The organism is Streptomyces uncialis, from assembly GCF_036250755.1.
Taxonomy (GTDB): Bacteria; Actinomycetota; Actinomycetes; order Streptomycetales; family Streptomycetaceae; genus Streptomyces; species Streptomyces uncialis.
This window is the reverse complement of sequence record NZ_CP109583.1, coordinates 6,267,053-6,281,672: the sequence shown is the minus strand read 5'-3', so window position 1 is coordinate 6,281,672 and position 14,620 is coordinate 6,267,053. Positions and strand designations below refer to the sequence as shown.

Sequence of the window (14,620 nt, the reverse complement as noted above, 5' to 3'; positions counted from 1 at the left end):
GAGCGGCCTCGTCAGTCACCCGTCACCGGGGGTCCCGCGCAGCACATCGGCCAGCGCGCGCAGCCGGGGCGAGGCCGCCAGGTCCTCCAGGCTGACCGGCCGTCCGTCCGCGCCTGCCAGCGGCAACCGCCAGTTCGGGTACTCGGCCCAGGTACCGGGGAGGTTCTGCGGACGGCGGTCCCCGACCGTGTCCGGCAGCCAGACACCCACGAGCCGGGCCGGGGTCCGCAGCAGGAACCGGTGCACCGCGCGGACCCGCTCCTGTTCGTCCCCGTCCCCGTACGAGTCGCCGCCCCCGTCCCCGCCAGGATCGGCGCCGCCCCCGTCCGGTGTCAGCAGACCGAGCCGGACGAAGAGCTCCAGCCATTCGGCCAGCTCCCCCTCGGCCGCGGCGCGTTCCTCGGCGAGCGGGCGGGCCAGCAGCCCCAGCGAGTGCCGCAGTCCGGTGTCGGCGCCGGTGAGCCGGGCGGCGGTGGACGGCAGGTCGTGGGTGGTGGCGGTGGCCAGGCAGTCGGCGCGCCACGCGTCCGGCGGCAGCGGTCGGCCGGTGCCCGCCCAGTCGCGTTCGAACCACAGCACCGACGTGCCCAGCACCCCGCGTTCCCGCAGCGTCTCGCGGACGCCCGGCTCCACCGTGCCGAGGTCCTCCCCGATGACGAGGGCCCCGGCCCGGTCGGCCTCCAGGACCAGCACGGCGAGCATCGCGTCGGCGTCGTAGCGGACGTACGTACCGTCGGCCGGGGGGCTGCCCTCGGGGACCCACCACAGCCGGAACAGGCCCATCACATGGTCGATGCGCAGGGCGCCCGCGTGCCGGAACAGCGCGCGCAGCAGCATCCGGTAGGACGCGTAGCCCTCGGCGGCGAGCCGGTCGGGGCGCCAGGGCGGCAGACCCCAGTCCTGGCCCCGTTCGTTGAACGCGTCGGGGGGCGCGCCGACGGACATCCCGGCGGCGAAGCCGTCCGGCCGGGCCCAGGTGTCGGAGCCGTCGGGGTGGACGCCGACGGCGAGGTCGTGGACCAGGCCCACCGGCATGCCCGCGTCCCGCGCGGCCCGCTGCGCGGCGGCGAGCTGGCAGTCGGTCAGCCAGGCCGCCCGGCGGTGGAAGTCGTAGCGGTCCCGCAGTTCGCCACGGGCCCGCGCGGTCCCTGGTGAGCGGGGGTCGTCCAGCCCGGCGGGCCAGCCGGTCCGGTCGGGTCCGTACCGCTCCACCAGGGCGCACCACGTGGCGTGGTCCTCCAGCGCCCGCCCCTCACGTGCCAGGAACTCCCGGTACGCGGCGAGCCGTCCGGGGCCGAGCGGTACGTCCAGGACCAGTTCGAGCGCCGCGCGCTTGAGCTCCCATACGGCGTCCCGGTCGATCCGGGCGTCCCCGTCGAGCACCCCGGCGCGCAGCTTCGCGGCACGGGCGGCGAGTTCATCGGCGCGGCGGCGGGCGGCGGGGTCCAGGTACGCGTACTCGGGGACGTCCTCGATCCGCAGATGGACGGGGTCGGGGAACCGGCGGGACGCGGGCCGGTAGGGGGACGGGTCGGTGGGGGTACCGGGCACGGCGGCGTGCAGCGGGTTCACCTGGACGAATCCGGCGCCGAGCGAGCGGCCCGCCCAGGCGGCGAGTTCCCCGAGGTCACCCAGGTCGCCCATGCCCCAGGAGCGCCGCGACAGCAGCGAGTAGAGCTGGACGAGGAACCCGTACGCGCGGGGGCCGGGGGCGGGGGCCCGCGCGGGGGCGAGGACGAGGTTCACCCGCGCGGTGCGGCCGTCGGGGGTGGTCGCGGTCAGCGGGTGCACCCCGTACGGCACTCCGGGGGGCGGCTCCGGGGCGGGGGCGCCCGCGGCGGGAATCGTCCAGCTGATCGGGGCGTGGCCGCCGGGCGGCGGGGCGGACGTGTGCGGTCCGCGTGGGGCGGCGTCCGCGTCCGGTTCCGGGACGACGTCCACCCGGGTGCCGGGCGGGAGGGCGGCCAGCGCCTCGGGGACACGGCCCGGCCACCAGACGAGCGTGGGCGGCAGCAGCCGCTCCCGCAGTTCCGTCTCGCGCCGGGCGAGGGCGTGCGCGACGGCGCCGGGGCCGTCGGCGTCCACCCCGAGCGCGGCGAGGGCCGCGCGGACCGCGCTCTCCGCCACGGTGACCGTACGGCCGGGGGACGGGGAGTACGAGGTGTCGACCGAGTACAGGGCGGCGAGCCGGGCAAGGGTCATCCGGTGCCTTTCGTTCGGATCAGGATGGATCTGGCGAGATCTCACCGAATGCGAACGAAATTACCTTGATCATGTCCGATCAGCGCGGAACGGACCCGAGCGCGCCGGGGGACCCGGTACCCCGGCCGGAGGGGGTCGTACCGGAACTGGACCGCTTGGTGCTCACCCCCGCGTGTGCGGGGACCACGACCTGGCCATCGCGCAGATCGACGCGTTCGGCGGACCACCCCCGCGCCTGCAGGGAACACGGCCTCTTCGTCGCTGGTCCGCGCTGCGTACGGGGACCACCCCCGCGCCTGCGGGGAACACAGGGGGCCGACCAGGGTGACCTCCAGTGTCACGGGACCACCCCCGCGCCTGCGGGGAACACAGGACGACGAGCGCGGTCGTCCCGCCGAGAATGGGACCACCCCCGCGCCTGCGGGGAACACCACGGAGCGGAAGTCCTCACCGTTGACATCGGGGGACCACCCCCGCGCCTGCGGGGAACACCCTTCCCGACCTGGGGGTCTTTCAGGAAGTCGGGCCGTTTTCCTTCGGTCGCATCACACTCCCACACTGCTTGCGGCAACGGAACCGGCCGAGTGACGGGGGTACGGGCGGGCGGCCCCGCTACGCCACCGAGGGGTCCTGGCCGTAGGCCGTCGTGGGGGTCGAGGGCTCGCTGGTGAGCGGGAGGGTTCCGGTGTAGGGGGACTCGCTGGTCAGGGGGACGGTGTCGGCGAGCGGGGGTTCGCTGGTCAGGGGCGCGGGCGCCGGGTACGGGGACAGGCCCTCGGGGGCCGCCGCACGGGCGGGACGGCGGCCGTCCCGCGTCACCCGCGCCCCGGTATCCCGGCTGTCGTCGTCGGGCGCGGGAGTCTGCCCCGGCAGCGCCGGGACGACCCGCAGCACCGGCTTGGAGCGGGCCTCGGTGGCCACGGCCGTGGGATCCGGCGTGCGCGGCCCGGACGGGCCCCCACGGCCCGTGCGGGCTTCGGGGCGGGGGGCCAGGGCGGAAAGCAGAAGATGGGCCGATGCTGCCATGACGGTCTCCTTCGCGTACGTCGTGGGCCCGCCCGGTCCGCGCCGGTCGCCGCAGCACGAGGAGCCGTGATCCCGGCACACCTACCCAGAGCGAGCCGGTACAGACGTGGCCGATGAGGACCGTGTTCCCGGTCACATCGGGACACCGTCCGGGCGGCCGTCGAACAAACACGCTCCCGCCGACGTATGAGACCCCGGACCGATGTTCCGTCAGCGCGCGCCGGACACCTCACAGTCCGGGCAATCGGGGCACAACGGCCAAGGACGTTGACACCTCCCCCGCCGAGTGGTGTGGTCGGTGACGCTTCGGGCGGCCGGGTCCCCTCGTCGCGACCGGCACCGCCGACCGGCGGGCACGCTGTCGCGCCGACAGGGTGTGCGGCCCGGTGGCCTCGGGAAAGGGCGGACGCGGTGAGACTCAGGACAAAGGCGGGGGCCCTGGCCGTGGCCGTCATGGCGGGCGCCCTCGGCGGCGGCCCCAGCGCCTTCGGCCCGGTGGCGTCGAACGGTCCGACCGCCGCCGGACCCGCCGAGCAGTCCGGCGCGCCCGTCGGCGCCACGCCCGGCGGCGTCCCGCAGCAGACCGGCAACGCCCCCGGTGCGAGCGGCGCGACGGCCCCCGCGCCCGTACCCGGGGTCTCCGGCGCCTCCGCGCTGACGCCCGGCGAACGTGTGAAGGCCGGGCCGGTGCCCGACGTATGGCCGCGACCGCAGTATCTGCGCCCCGGCAAGGCGTCCGCCCGGATCGGGGACGACGTGGTCCTCGTGACCGGTGACGGCACCGACGAGCGGGCCGTGGACACGCTGACCGGGATGCTCACCGACGCGGGCGCCCGGCGGGTGACCCGGACCGCCGCGGACGACCCGCTGCCCGCCGCGCCCGCCCTGGTGGTGCGCCTCGGGCAGGACACCGGGGTAGGTCCGCTGGGCGGCGGCAGCTTCGAGGCGCGGCTGGACGCCACGCTGCGCGCTCTCGGCACGCCCGCGCGCGGCGACATGCCGTCCGGCGGCTACCGGCTCGCGGTCGGCCGGGACAGCGGCCGGGACACCGTGGTGCTCGCGGGGACCGGCGAGGACGGCCAGTTCCACGCCGCGCAGACACTGCGTCAGCTCGTCGAGGGGCGCCGGATCGCCTCCGTCGCGGTCCGGGACTGGCCCGGTTCGGCCGTGCGCGGGATGACCGAGGGCTTCTACGGCACCCCGTGGACCCGGGAACAGCGTCTCGACCAGGTCGACTTCCTCAGCCGCACCAAGCAGAACCGCTATCTGTACGCGTCCGGGGACGACCTCTACCGTCAGGCGCGCTGGCGGGAGCCGTACCCGGCGGAGCAGCGCGCCATGTTCCGCGAGCTGGCCGACCGGGCGGAGCGCGGGCATGTCACCCTCGGCTGGGCGGTGGCTCCCGGGCAGGGCATGTGTCTGTCGTCCGACGCCGACGTCAAGGCGCTCACCCGCAAGATGGACGCCATGTGGGCGCTGGGCTTCCGCGCCTTCCAGCTCCAGTTCCAGGACGTCAGCTACAGCGAGTGGCACTGCGCCCGGGACGCCCGCGCGTTCGGCTCCGGGCCCGAGGCGGCGGCGCAGGCCCATGCCCGGGTCGCCAACACGGTCGCCGGGTACCTCGCCGACCGCTACCCCGGCTCGGCGCCGCTGTCGCTGATGCCGACGGAGTACTACCAGGACGGCGCGACCCCCTACCGCCGCGCGCTCGCCGCCGAACTGGACCGCTCCGCGCGGCCCGGCGGCAAGGTGGAGATCGTATGGACCGGGGTCGGGGTGGTGCCCCGCACCATCACGGGCCGGGAACTCTCCGGGGCGCGGGCCGCGTTCGGGCACCCGCTGGTCACCATGGACAACTACCCGGTGAACGACTTCGCCCGGGACCGGGTCTTCCTCGGCCCCTATCTGGGCCGGGAGCCGGCCGTCGCGGGCGGTTCGGCGGCGCTGCTCGGCAACGCGATGCAGCAGCCGGTGGCGTCCCGCATCCCGCTGTTCACGGCCGCCGACTTCGCGTGGAACCCCCGCGCGTACCGGCCGGGCGAGTCCTGGCGGGCGGCGATCGCGGCGGTGGCCGAGGGCGGTACGGAACGGACCCGGGCGGCCGTCACCGCGCTCGCCGCGCACGACGCGTCATCGGTGCTGGGGGCGGAGGAGTCCGCGTATCTGCGTCCGGTCATCGACGCGTACTGGCGGAGCCGGCCGGCCCCCGGCAAGGAACGCGACAAGGCCGAACGCGCCCTGCGTGACGCGTTCACGGAGCTGGCCCGGGTGCCCCGCGACCTCGCGGGCACCGAGCTGTACGGGGAGGTGCGGCCGTGGGCCGACCAGCTCGCCCGGTACGGCACGGCCGGGCTCACCGCGCTGGATCTGCTGGCCGCGCAGGACCGGGGCGACGGTCCGGCGGCCTGGGCGCTGGCCCGTGACCTCGACCTCGCGACGGCGACCCGGAAGGCCGCGACGGTGACCGTCGGAGCGGGTGTCCTGGAGCCCTTCCTGAAGCGGGCCCGTACCTCCTTCGACCACTGGTCGGGGGTGGCCCGTGAGCCGGACCCGACGGGCTCCGGCGACGGCCGGACGGTGCCCTTCGACCGTCCGCGCGAGCTGCTGGCCGTGACCGTGCTCACCGAACAGGGCGTCTCCGGGACCGTCGAGGCGCTGGTGCCCGGGGCGGGCTGGCGGCGGGTGGGCGAGCTCGGTGGCGGTGGCTGGACGGAGCTGCGTGCGGATGCCCTCCGGGCCGAGGCGCTGCGGGTCTCCGGGCCGCAGCCGTCCCGGGTGCGCCATCTGGTCCCCTGGTACGCCGACACCCGCGCCACCGCGTTCTCGCTGGCCCGCGAGGAGGCCGATGTGGCGATCGGCGGTGATCCGGCGCGGGTCGCCGTGCGGCTCACCTCGCAGCGGCCCGCCGCGGTGCGCGGCAAAATCACCGTGCGGGCGCCCGAGGGCATCGAGGTCCGGGTGCCCAAGGAGACGACCGTTCCCCGCGGTACCCGGCTGGACGTGCCGCTGAGCGTGTCCGCGGCGAAGGACACCCCCTCCGGCACGTACGACGTGGCCGTGTCCTTCGGCGGCGAGACCCGGGTGCTGACCGTCCGGGCCTTCCCCCGTACGGCCGGTCCGGATCTCGCGGCCGGGGCGCGGGCCGGTTCCTCCGGGGACGAGACCCCGGACTTCCCGGCCGCCGCGGTGGTGGACGGGGACCCCGCGACGCGGTGGTCCTCGCCCGTGGAGGACGACGCGTGGTGGCAGATGGAGCTGGCCGAGCCGGTGCGGCTCGGGATGGTCTCGCTGCGGTGGGAGGTGCACGCGTCCCGGTACCGGGTGCAGGTGTCGTCCGACGGTCGTACGTGGCGTACCGCCGCGACCGTCGCGGACGGGCGGGGCGGGACGGAGTCCGTCCGGATGGACGCGCGGGATGTCCGGCACATTCGTGTCCAGATGGACCGCCGCGGGACGCGCTTCGGGTACTCCCTCTGGTCGGTCACGGCCCACGCGATTCGCCCTTGAGGGTCACGGCGTCTGTCCGGCTGGGCGCACTTGTTCCCTGTGCGGGTCGCCTTCGCTTGCGCTTGTGAGGTCTGTCCGGCTGGGCGCACTTGTTCCTGTGCCGTCGCTCGGTGGTTTTGCGCAGTTCCCCGCGCCCCTTTGGGGCGCGTTCTGTCGGTTCTTCGGGTCGGTGCCGGTCGGGATTCTCCGTCCTCGATCCGACACGCTCGGTAAGTCGTGCAGTTGCTCCACTGAAGAGCATCGGAGTCTGCGGGCAGAGATTCCCGCCCACCCCCTCCCGCAGCCGAGCGACTGCACGAGGAGAGGAGTGCCCCCAAAGGGGCGCGGGGAACTGCGCAAAAACGAGGGCAACCCGCACCCGACGGACAAGAACAAGGGGGCAGCATCCAGGGGCGCGGGGAACTGCGCGAGCAACCAGGGGCCACCCGCAGCCGGAGGGGAACCGCAAGGGGCGCAGCCTAAGGGGCGCGGGGAACTGCGCAGCCACGAACGGCCTGGGCGGGAACAAGTACTCCCGGCACGGGAAACCTGGAAAGCGCAAGCGAAGGCGTCACGCCGAGACGCCGTCGATGCGGGCCATCACCGCGTCCGCCCCGTACGGCTGGAGGTAAGGGAGCCACCGCGGATCACGATGCCCCGTACCGATGATCCGCCACGCGAGCCCGCTCGGCGGCGCCGGCTGGTGCCGCAGCCGCCACCCGATCTCCACCAGATGCCGGTCCGCCTTGACGTGATTGCAGCGACGGCACGACGCGACGACGTTGTCCCACGCGTGCTGCCCCCCACGGCTGCGGGGGATCACATGGTCGACGCTGGTCGCGACCCCACCGCAGTACATGCACCGGCCGCCGTCCCGCGCGAACAGGGCCCGCCGGGTCAAAGGAACGGGCCCCCGATAGGGGACCCGGACGAACCGCTTGAGGCGGACCACACTGGGCGCTGGCACCGTCACCGTCGCACTGTGCATGAAGGCGCCGGATTCCTCCAGGCAGACCGCCTTGTTCTCCAGGACGAGGACGAGCGCGCGGCGCAGCGGTACGACGCCCAGCGGCTCGTACGACGCGTTGAGGACCAGGACATGCGGCACGGATGCCTCCTTGTACGCCGGCGGCGCGTGGCTCGCGCCGGGACGATCTGATTCAGTCTCCCCTCTTGCCTGGTCGAAGCGCCACCACCTCCCGGTAACGGGGTGAGGGAGTTTTGCCCCGTACCCCCGCACCCGTCGCCCGAGCTGTCCGTTCCCGTGTGGCCGCACCCCTCGCCACCTGCCCGGGGTCCGGTCCCCGCGCGGCCCCGTGGCGGGCACGCCGCCCGGTGTGGGGTCGGCCACAGCGGGGCCGGGGCCAGGGCTCGCTCCCGCCCAGGTGAAGCCTGCGGGCCACCCCCACCAAAGGCGCGATACGTGACGAAGCGGACATAGATCGGCCCGCACTGCCCCGTTAGTGTGGTGGGTCTGCCCGTTCCGTGCGCCTCGCGCTCGGCCCCGAGACGGGCGGGCCGCTACGCCTGGAGGTACCTGCCGTGTTCTTGTCCGTCCTGTCGGCCGCCGACACCGACCCGGGTCCCGTCACCCTGGAGGACGCGTCGGAGACGGCGACCAACGCGGCGAGCTGGGTCGAGCAGAACTGGTCCACCTGGCTGAGCATCGGCCTGCGGGTACTGCTGATCATCCTGATCGCGGTCGTCCTGCGGGTGGTCATCCGGCGCACGATCACCAAGCTGATAGACCGTATGAACCGCACCGTGCAGGCCGTGGACGGCACCGCGCTGGGCGGACTCCTCGTCAATGTGGAACGCCGCCGCCAGCGCTCGCAGGCGATCGGTTCGGTGCTCCGCTCGGTGGCGTCGTTCGTGATACTCGGCACCGGCGCGCTGATGATCCTCTCCACGTTCCAGATCAATCTGGCCCCGCTGCTGGCGTCGGCCGGTGTCGCGGGCGTCGCGATCGGCTTCGGCGCGCGCAACCTCGTCACGGACTTCCTGTCCGGTGTCTTCATGATCCTGGAGGACCAGTACGGGGTGGGGGACAGCATCGACGCGGGGGTGGCCTCCGGTGAGGTCATCGAGGTCGGGCTGCGGGTGACGAAGCTGCGCGGCGACAACGGCGAGATCTGGTACGTCCGCAACGGCGAGGTCAAGCGGGTCGGCAACCTCTCGCAGGGCTGGTCCACGGCCGGTGTCGACGTGACCGTACGGCCCAGCGAGGACCTGGACCGGGTCCGCGAGAAGCTCGCCGAGGTCGGTGCGCGGATGGCCAAGGACGAGCCGTGGAACGAGCAGCTGTGGGGCCCCATCGAGATCCTCGGCCTGGACAGCGTGCTGCTGGACCAAATGGTGATCCGTGTCACCGCGAAGGCGATGCCGGGCAAGTCGCTCGGGGTGGAGCGGGAGCTGCGCTGGCGGATCAAGCGGGCGTTCGACGAGGCGGGCATCCGTATCGTCGGCGGGCTGCCCGTACCGCAGGAAGGCGATGCCCCCGCCGACCCGACCGCGGGGGTCGCCGCCCCGTCCGCCTACGCGAACGCCGCCTCGCCGCAGTCGATGGCCGCCTCCCCGATACCGCCGCAGAACCTCACCAAGTGACCCGGGCGCTCAGCCGAGCGCGCCGATCACCCGCCCCAGGGCCTCCTGTTCGTCCTGGGGCAGCCACCGGCCCGCGTGCACCAGACCCAGCGCGGTGACCAGCCGGGCCCGGTCGTCCCGCGACCCGAGGTCCCCGAGGTGGGCGGGCAGGATCATCCCCAGCGCCTTGAGGTCCGCCCGCGCGCACAGCCGCGCCAGCAGTTCCCCGAGCCCGCTGTCCGTGTCCCGCGGCAAAGCCCCGCCGGTGGCCCGCAGCCCCTCCGCGACCGCGAACCGCATCCCCGTCGCGTACTCCCCCGGCGGCAGACCGTCCAGCCGCGCGGCGGCGCGTACGAACTGCTCACGCGCGAGGTCCGTCCGCCCCAGCTCCCGGTGGGCGCTGCCCAGGTTCAGATGCAGCGACGGATAGAAGCCCGTGACCCGTTCGTCGCCCACCCGGTCGGCCCGGTCGAGGCACTCCTGGTTCCAGCGGAGTACCCCTTCGGGGCTCGTCTGATGGCGGGCCAGGTAATGCGCGGCGACACATGCCTCGTAGTCGTCGGCGGCGAGGTCCCACGCCCGTTCGAACAGTTCCCTGGCGTCGTCGGCGCGCCCCTCGGTCTCGGCGCGCATCCCGTCGGCGCACAGCCGCACCACCGCGTTCCCCGGGTTCATGACCCGTCCCCTTCCGAGGTCTCACGGACGGGCATCACCAGGGTCGTGAAACTGCCCTGGTCGGCGGAGCGGACCGCCACAGGGCCGGTCGCGGAGCGGATCTCCAGCAGGACGTCCGGCCCGACCCCCGCGTCGACCGCCGCCAGCAGCACCTCCGGATCGAACGAGATCCGCAGCGGCGGCCCGTCGCACAGCGCACGCGGTACGGGCCCGCCCGGCCCCGCGAGTCCCCCGTCACCGGCCGACAGGGTGACGACCGGCCCCGACGCCCCGGCGAGGGCGCTGCGCAGTTCCGTCCGGTCCACGACGACCCGGTTCCGCACCGCCCCCAGCCCGTCCAGCACCACCCGCCAGTCCGGGTACTCCCCCGGGTGAACGGTCACGGTCCGGGCCCCGTCCGGCCCCCGCAACAGCACCCCGTCCGGCCCTGCCTCGACCCGTACCTCCGGCCACCGCACCGCCCACCGCGCCAGTTCCCCTGCGTGCTCCGCCCCGACCAGGAAACGGCGCGGGCCGCCCGTATCGGCGTCCGCCCGCAGCGTCCTGACCGCCAGCCGGTACCGGTCCGTCGCCACCAGCCGCACCTCCGGCCCGTCCACCTCCACAAGGACGCACCCCAGTACGGGGAACTCCTCCCGCACGGCCCCGCTCGCTGTCGCGGACACCACCTGCCGTACGGCGCTCGCGAACTCCGCCCCGCCGACACGCGCGGTGGCGACGCCCTCCGGCAGCTCCCGCAGCAACTCCCCCACGGCCTCACGAGCCGCCTCGGCCGTCTCCCGCATCCGCCGGGCATGCGCCTCCAGCAGCGCGCGGGCACCCGCCGGGTCCCCGTCGAGCACGGCCGTCACCTCGGCCAACGGCACCCCGGCCGCCCGCAACCGCCGCACCCGTACGGCACGCTCCACCTGTCCCTCCGCGTAGAAGCGGTACCCCGTGTCCCCGTCCACCCGCGCGGGCCGCAGCACCCCGCAGTCGTCGTAGAACCGCAAGGCTCCCGCACTGAGCCCCACACGCCGCCCGAACACCCCGATACTCATCAGCTCATCCACACCCCCACAGTCCCCCTTCCACCAACCCGAAGGTCAACCCACAGCAACAGAAGAAGGACCCACCCCGGTGGGCGAGCCCTTCTCCGATCACAGAACAAGACGCGGCGACGCCTCAGACATCAGCCCGCCGCGCAAGCCCGACCAACCCGGCCCACCCCTCGACGCCCACCATGAGCACGGGCCCGGCGGCCACCTTGCTGTCCCGAACAGGCACGACCCCGTGCACGGCCGCGTGGCCGGGGGCCCATTCCACGCACTGGCCACCTTCACCACTGCTGTAGCTGGACCTGACCCAACGTATGGCTGGAACCTGATGACTCATCTTGCGTACTCCTTAGCCCTGTCCCGTAGCAAGCTACGGGTCTTTTCCGGCGACAGTGCGTCTGCGCGAAGCCGCTCGAACCAAGCCGCCCCGCAAGCCACGACGGACGGGGAGTCGACCACGCGGCCCAGCCCCATCGCCTCCGTGTAGACAACGGGGCTCGACCCGTCCTGATCGAACACGAGCAACGTGAACGCGTCTGCGGCAGGTGGCGCACCAGAATCGAACGGCAGGACCTGAAGCGTCACATTGGCGTCTTCCGAATCCTTGACGAGGTGTTCAAGCTGCTGGTGCATCACTTCGCGTCCCCCGACCTCCCGCCACAAGCAAGCCTCGTCCAACACGACCCACAGTAGAGGCGGATCAGGCCGCTCCAACACCGCTCTGCGGGCCAACCGAGCGCCTACCTTCTCCCGGATCTGCGCATCCCCCGCACGGGGATGAGCAGCGCGAAACAGAGCCTCCGCGTACTCCGGTGTCTGAAGGGGACCCATCACCAGGATCGGCGAGAAGTCCTGCACTTGAGTGGCCTTCTCCTCAAGACGCACGTACGGGATGAACCACTCCGGATGCCCCTGTTCACCCACCCGGACGAGAAGGCGGGTGAACCATCCCGACGTGTTGAAGTAGGCATCGCACCGATCCGCGAACAGCGGGGACGGGAGCTGTCTGCCGTTCTTCACCTTGGACACATACGGCTCCTTGTATCCGACGAACGACGCCAGCTGCCGCTGTGTGGCCCCCTTGTGCCGCAATGCTTCCGCTACCTCGCGCCCGAACCACTCAAGGCCGTTCGCAGGAGCTTCCATCCCTTCGCTCATGCGTTCAACTCCCTTGTTTTCCACATGGTTTGGAAACCGTTTTCCCCTTCCTAAGGGTACGCCGATCCGGTCACTCTGGGTGTCGATCCGAACACCGAAGAAGTCCCGCAAAGGCCATCACCATGCATCCGTTCACCCACGGCCATGAAGACCCAGCCACGACCGACAACGCGAATCCCCAGGTACGGAGCACCGCCTTCGAGGGTGCCGACCCGCCGGCGAGTCACGCGCTCACATGGCCGCCCTGCCGGTGCGGGCACACCAAGTGCCCCGACCGGCAGCCAGAAGAGTCCGCCGACAGTCCCGCCCTTCACGAACTCCGCGCGCGGGTACGCGAGATCAACGGCCGGCGTCACGGGGCCGAACCCGGGAGGCCATGGTGAACACCCGCCCCGAGCCGGACCCGTTCGCCGGAACCCCGTACGAGAACAGCCCGACAGGGTGGTGGACGGAGTACGGGGGCGCGCAGGACCCCGAAACCGGGGTGGTGTACCTCCCACGCGGCGCGGACCCCCCGAAGTGCCCCTTCCCCTGCGGCCTCTGCGACCAGCGCGAGGTCGACAAATGAAGGGCGCGCATCGACTCCGTGGAAAGCGCCCCCGTTGCCTTGAGCCTCTGGTCATCACCGAGGACATCCGCTGCCACGCGGAACACCTCGACCGCTATCACTCCCGGCTGGAGGAGGAAGTGACGAGCTGCGAACTGGCCGCACACCCACGCGGCGTCCCGTGTGCGGCGTACCTCCTGCACCAGGAGGACTCGCACGTCCAGGTATGGGCCCGATGGAACCCTGCGGGTGGCGCCGTCAGGGTGGAGAGGGCAGGCGCCTGCCCGTCCGAGCTCAACGACGAACCATGCCTCCTGTTCGGTGCGCACCCGGGACCGTGCTCCTGGGCCGTCGAGAGCCCGTTCGATCTCAAGTTCTAGCCCACAGCCGCGCGGCAGCAGAGAGTGCCACGCTATCCGCCCGCAGCACCCCACGCGATCAGCACGTTCGCGCCTCACACAAAGATGAAGGGCACCGCGATGAGCACCCGTACGGGCCTGGACCTACGAGGCAACGACCTCTCCCAGCTCCGCGGCCTCAGCTCACTCCGCCAAGTGATCATCGACCGGGCCCAGACCCTCCAACTGGCCGAGGCCCTTACCGCAGAGCTGGACATCACCTACGGCGAAGAGCACGAAAGCACATGACCGTCCCCCGTCCCAGGCAGACAGCAAAGGGGCCCACCCCGGGGAGTGAGCCCCTTCTCCGATCACCGAACGGGACGCGGCAACGACTCAGACCCGCCGCGCAAGACAGACCAACCCGGCCCACCCCTCAATACTCACCATGAGCACGGGCCCGGCGGCCACCTTGCTGTCCCGAACAGGCACGACCCCGTGCACGGCCGCGTGGCCGGGGGCCCACTGGACGCAGTTGCCCCCGTTGGTGCTGTAGCTGGAGGCCATCCAGCCCGTAGGAGACGAGCTCGCAGCAGTCATCGCTTCAGTCCCTTCCTTTCCAAAGCTGTTTTCCTGATGGAGCGGGTCGTCGAGATCGCCGTCTGCCATCCAATGACAACGCCGCGCCGAAGATTTGCGCCAAGCGGTGCACAGCGACCGGACGTTCCCTTGCGCAAGCGAGGGAACCGACCACCCTTCGCCGGTGAACTCGGCCTCCCAACGCCTCCACCGGCGCTCGGTGCCGTGGACGCGCACGGACCACACGCTCAGCGCGACCGACACGATGCCCGGGGACAATCGCTTCCGTTCAAGGACACGGACGGCGGCATTCGCCGCTCCCGACAGACCTGGGACATCGCGATACCGCACCCAGGGTCCTCCCCAGCCACGCTCCCGTGCCCGAAGTGAAGCTGGTGTTCTACGAGGCACGGCCCCTTCGCATGCGAATCACGCGCGGCATCCTCCCACAGCCCAATGACCGCCCGACAGACCCTGACCCGCCGCACCAGCCCCCCTCCCCGTGCACTCGCCCTGCTGCGGGAGGGGGTGGGCGGGAATCTCTGCCCGCAGACTCCGACGCCACCAGTACGGCCACTGAACGTCCGTACCGAGCGCGTTGGAGCGAGGACGGAGAATCCCGACCGGCACCGACCCGAAGAACAAGCCGGGTGCGCCCCAAAGGGGCGCGGGGAACTGCGCAAAAGACGAGAACCGGCCCGCACCCGAAGAGCGACCGCAAGAGGGCAGCACCCAGGGGCGCGGGGAACTGCGCACCCCACGAGCGACGGCACAGGGACAAGTGCGCCCAGCCGGACAGACCTACGAAGCGCAAGCGAAGGCGACCCGCGGGGGACTGCGCACCCACCGAGCGACGGCACAGGGACAAGTGCGCCCAGCCGGACAGACCTGGGAAGCGCAAGCGAAGGCGGCCCGCAGGGAACCGCGCACCCCACGAGCGACGGCACAGGCAACAAGTACGTCCAGCCGGACAGACCTACGAAGCGCAA

13 protein-coding genes and 1 CRISPR repeat array are annotated in these 14,620 nt (G+C 72.7%); of the genes, 5 read left to right on the top strand and 8 right to left on the bottom strand.

The window, feature by feature from the left end; genetic code table 11:
- Positions 1 to 15: 15 nt before the first annotated feature.
- Positions 16 to 2,202: a 4-alpha-glucanotransferase gene (gene malQ / locus OG711_RS26200; protein ID WP_329560787.1), complete on the bottom strand. Its 2,187-nt coding sequence runs from the start codon at positions 2,200 to 2,202 to the stop codon at positions 16 to 18.
- 219 nt (positions 2,203 to 2,421) lie between these two features.
- Positions 2,422 to 2,694: direct repeats of the CRISPR family, unit length 29 nt; unit sequence GGGACCACCCCCGCGCCTGCGGGGAACAC.
- 120 nt (positions 2,695 to 2,814) lie between these two features.
- Positions 2,815 to 3,228 (bottom strand): hypothetical protein, encoded by a 414-nt coding sequence (locus OG711_RS26195; protein ID WP_329560785.1) that lies wholly within the window; start codon positions 3,226 to 3,228, stop codon positions 2,815 to 2,817.
- A gap of 453 nt (positions 3,229 to 3,681) precedes the next feature.
- Between OG711_RS26195 and OG711_RS26190 the strand changes: the two genes are divergently transcribed.
- Positions 3,682 to 6,735: a beta-N-acetylglucosaminidase domain-containing protein gene (locus tag OG711_RS26190; RefSeq protein ID WP_329564036.1), complete on the top strand. Its 3,054-nt coding sequence runs from the start codon at positions 3,682 to 3,684 to the stop codon at positions 6,733 to 6,735.
- A 550-nt stretch (positions 6,736 to 7,285) separates the two neighbouring features.
- Here OG711_RS26190 and OG711_RS26185 read toward each other — a convergent pair.
- A complete protein-coding gene (locus OG711_RS26185) occupies positions 7,286 to 7,822 on the bottom strand; it encodes an HNH endonuclease (protein WP_073793747.1) in 537 nt (178 codons plus the stop codon).
- Positions 7,823 to 8,256: 434 nt separating this feature from the next.
- On the opposite strand from OG711_RS26185, the gene OG711_RS26180 reads away from it, so the two are divergent.
- Complete coding sequence (locus OG711_RS26180; protein ID WP_266515603.1) at positions 8,257 to 9,318, top strand: mechanosensitive ion channel family protein; 1,062 nt, start codon at positions 8,257 to 8,259, stop codon at positions 9,316 to 9,318.
- A gap of 9 nt (positions 9,319 to 9,327) precedes the next feature.
- Here OG711_RS26180 and OG711_RS26175 read toward each other — a convergent pair whose 3' ends face one another.
- The 4 genes from OG711_RS26175 to OG711_RS26160 all read right to left on the bottom strand — a co-directional run bounded on the left by OG711_RS26175 (position 9,328) and on the right by OG711_RS26160 (position 12,167).
- Complete coding sequence (locus tag OG711_RS26175; RefSeq protein WP_329560782.1) at positions 9,328 to 9,972, bottom strand: hypothetical protein; 645 nt, start codon at positions 9,970 to 9,972, stop codon at positions 9,328 to 9,330.
- Positions 9,969 to 11,012: a DNA polymerase III subunit beta family protein gene (locus OG711_RS26170; RefSeq protein WP_329560780.1), complete on the bottom strand. Its 1,044-nt coding sequence runs from the start codon at positions 11,010 to 11,012 to the stop codon at positions 9,969 to 9,971. Before OG711_RS26170 ends, OG711_RS26175 begins: the two co-directional genes overlap by 4 nt.
- A gap of 124 nt (positions 11,013 to 11,136) precedes the next feature.
- Positions 11,137 to 11,346 carry a DUF397 domain-containing protein gene (locus OG711_RS26165; protein WP_073793749.1) on the bottom strand — a complete coding sequence of 70 codons (210 nt, stop codon included), beginning with the start codon at positions 11,344 to 11,346 and terminating at the stop codon, positions 11,137 to 11,139.
- Positions 11,343 to 12,167: a helix-turn-helix domain-containing protein gene (locus OG711_RS26160; RefSeq protein WP_329560778.1), complete on the bottom strand. Its 825-nt coding sequence runs from the start codon at positions 12,165 to 12,167 to the stop codon at positions 11,343 to 11,345. Before OG711_RS26160 ends, OG711_RS26165 begins: the two co-directional genes overlap by 4 nt.
- 376 nt (positions 12,168 to 12,543) lie before the next feature.
- Here OG711_RS26160 and OG711_RS26155 point away from each other — a divergent pair, with 376 nt between their 5' ends.
- The 3 genes from OG711_RS26155 (at position 12,544) to OG711_RS26145 (ending at position 13,361) form a co-directional block, all read left to right on the top strand.
- Complete coding sequence (locus OG711_RS26155) at positions 12,544 to 12,735, top strand: hypothetical protein (protein WP_329560776.1); 192 nt, start codon at positions 12,544 to 12,546, stop codon at positions 12,733 to 12,735.
- On the top strand, positions 12,732 to 13,094 hold the full coding sequence (locus OG711_RS26150) for a hypothetical protein (protein WP_329560775.1): 363 nt from the start codon (positions 12,732 to 12,734) through the stop codon (positions 13,092 to 13,094). The genes OG711_RS26155 and OG711_RS26150 overlap by 4 nt, the downstream gene beginning before the upstream one ends.
- Before the next feature lie 99 nt (positions 13,095 to 13,193).
- Positions 13,194 to 13,361, top strand: a complete 168-nt coding sequence (locus tag OG711_RS26145; protein WP_178391170.1) for a hypothetical protein — start codon at positions 13,194 to 13,196, stop codon at positions 13,359 to 13,361.
- Positions 13,362 to 13,448: 87 nt separating this feature from the next.
- On the opposite strand, the gene OG711_RS26140 is transcribed toward OG711_RS26145, so the two are convergent.
- Positions 13,449 to 13,652, bottom strand: a complete 204-nt coding sequence (locus OG711_RS26140; protein ID WP_073793752.1) for a DUF397 domain-containing protein — start codon at positions 13,650 to 13,652, stop codon at positions 13,449 to 13,451.
- Between the last annotated feature and the right edge of the window lie 968 nt (positions 13,653 to 14,620).

Bases quoted from the DNA above. Each gene is read 5' to 3' on its own strand.
- OG711_RS26165 (WP_073793749.1), bottom strand. From the start codon at position 11,346: ATGAGTCATCAGGTTCCAGCCATACGTTGGGTCAGGTCCAGCTACAGC.
- OG711_RS26175 (WP_329560782.1), bottom strand. From the start codon at position 9,972: ATGAACCCGGGGAACGCGGTGGTGCGGCTGTGCGCCGACGGGATGCGC.
- OG711_RS26155 (WP_329560776.1), top strand. From the start codon at position 12,544: ATGGTGAACACCCGCCCCGAGCCGGACCCGTTCGCCGGAACCCCGTAC.
- malQ (WP_329560787.1), bottom strand. From the start codon at position 2,202: ATGACCCTTGCCCGGCTCGCCGCCCTGTACTCGGTCGACACCTCGTAC.
- OG711_RS26150 (WP_329560775.1), top strand. From the start codon at position 12,732: ATGAAGGGCGCGCATCGACTCCGTGGAAAGCGCCCCCGTTGCCTTGAG.
- OG711_RS26160 (WP_329560778.1), bottom strand. From the start codon at position 12,167: ATGAGCGAAGGGATGGAAGCTCCTGCGAACGGCCTTGAGTGGTTCGGG.
- OG711_RS26140 (WP_073793752.1), bottom strand. From the start codon at position 13,652: ATGACTGCTGCGAGCTCGTCTCCTACGGGCTGGATGGCCTCCAGCTAC.
- OG711_RS26190 (WP_329564036.1), top strand. From the start codon at position 3,682: ATGGCGGGCGCCCTCGGCGGCGGCCCCAGCGCCTTCGGCCCGGTGGCG.
- OG711_RS26170 (WP_329560780.1), bottom strand. From the start codon at position 11,012: ATGAGTATCGGGGTGTTCGGGCGGCGTGTGGGGCTCAGTGCGGGAGCC.
- OG711_RS26145 (WP_178391170.1), top strand. From the start codon at position 13,194: ATGAGCACCCGTACGGGCCTGGACCTACGAGGCAACGACCTCTCCCAG.
- OG711_RS26195 (WP_329560785.1), bottom strand. From the start codon at position 3,228: ATGGCAGCATCGGCCCATCTTCTGCTTTCCGCCCTGGCCCCCCGCCCC.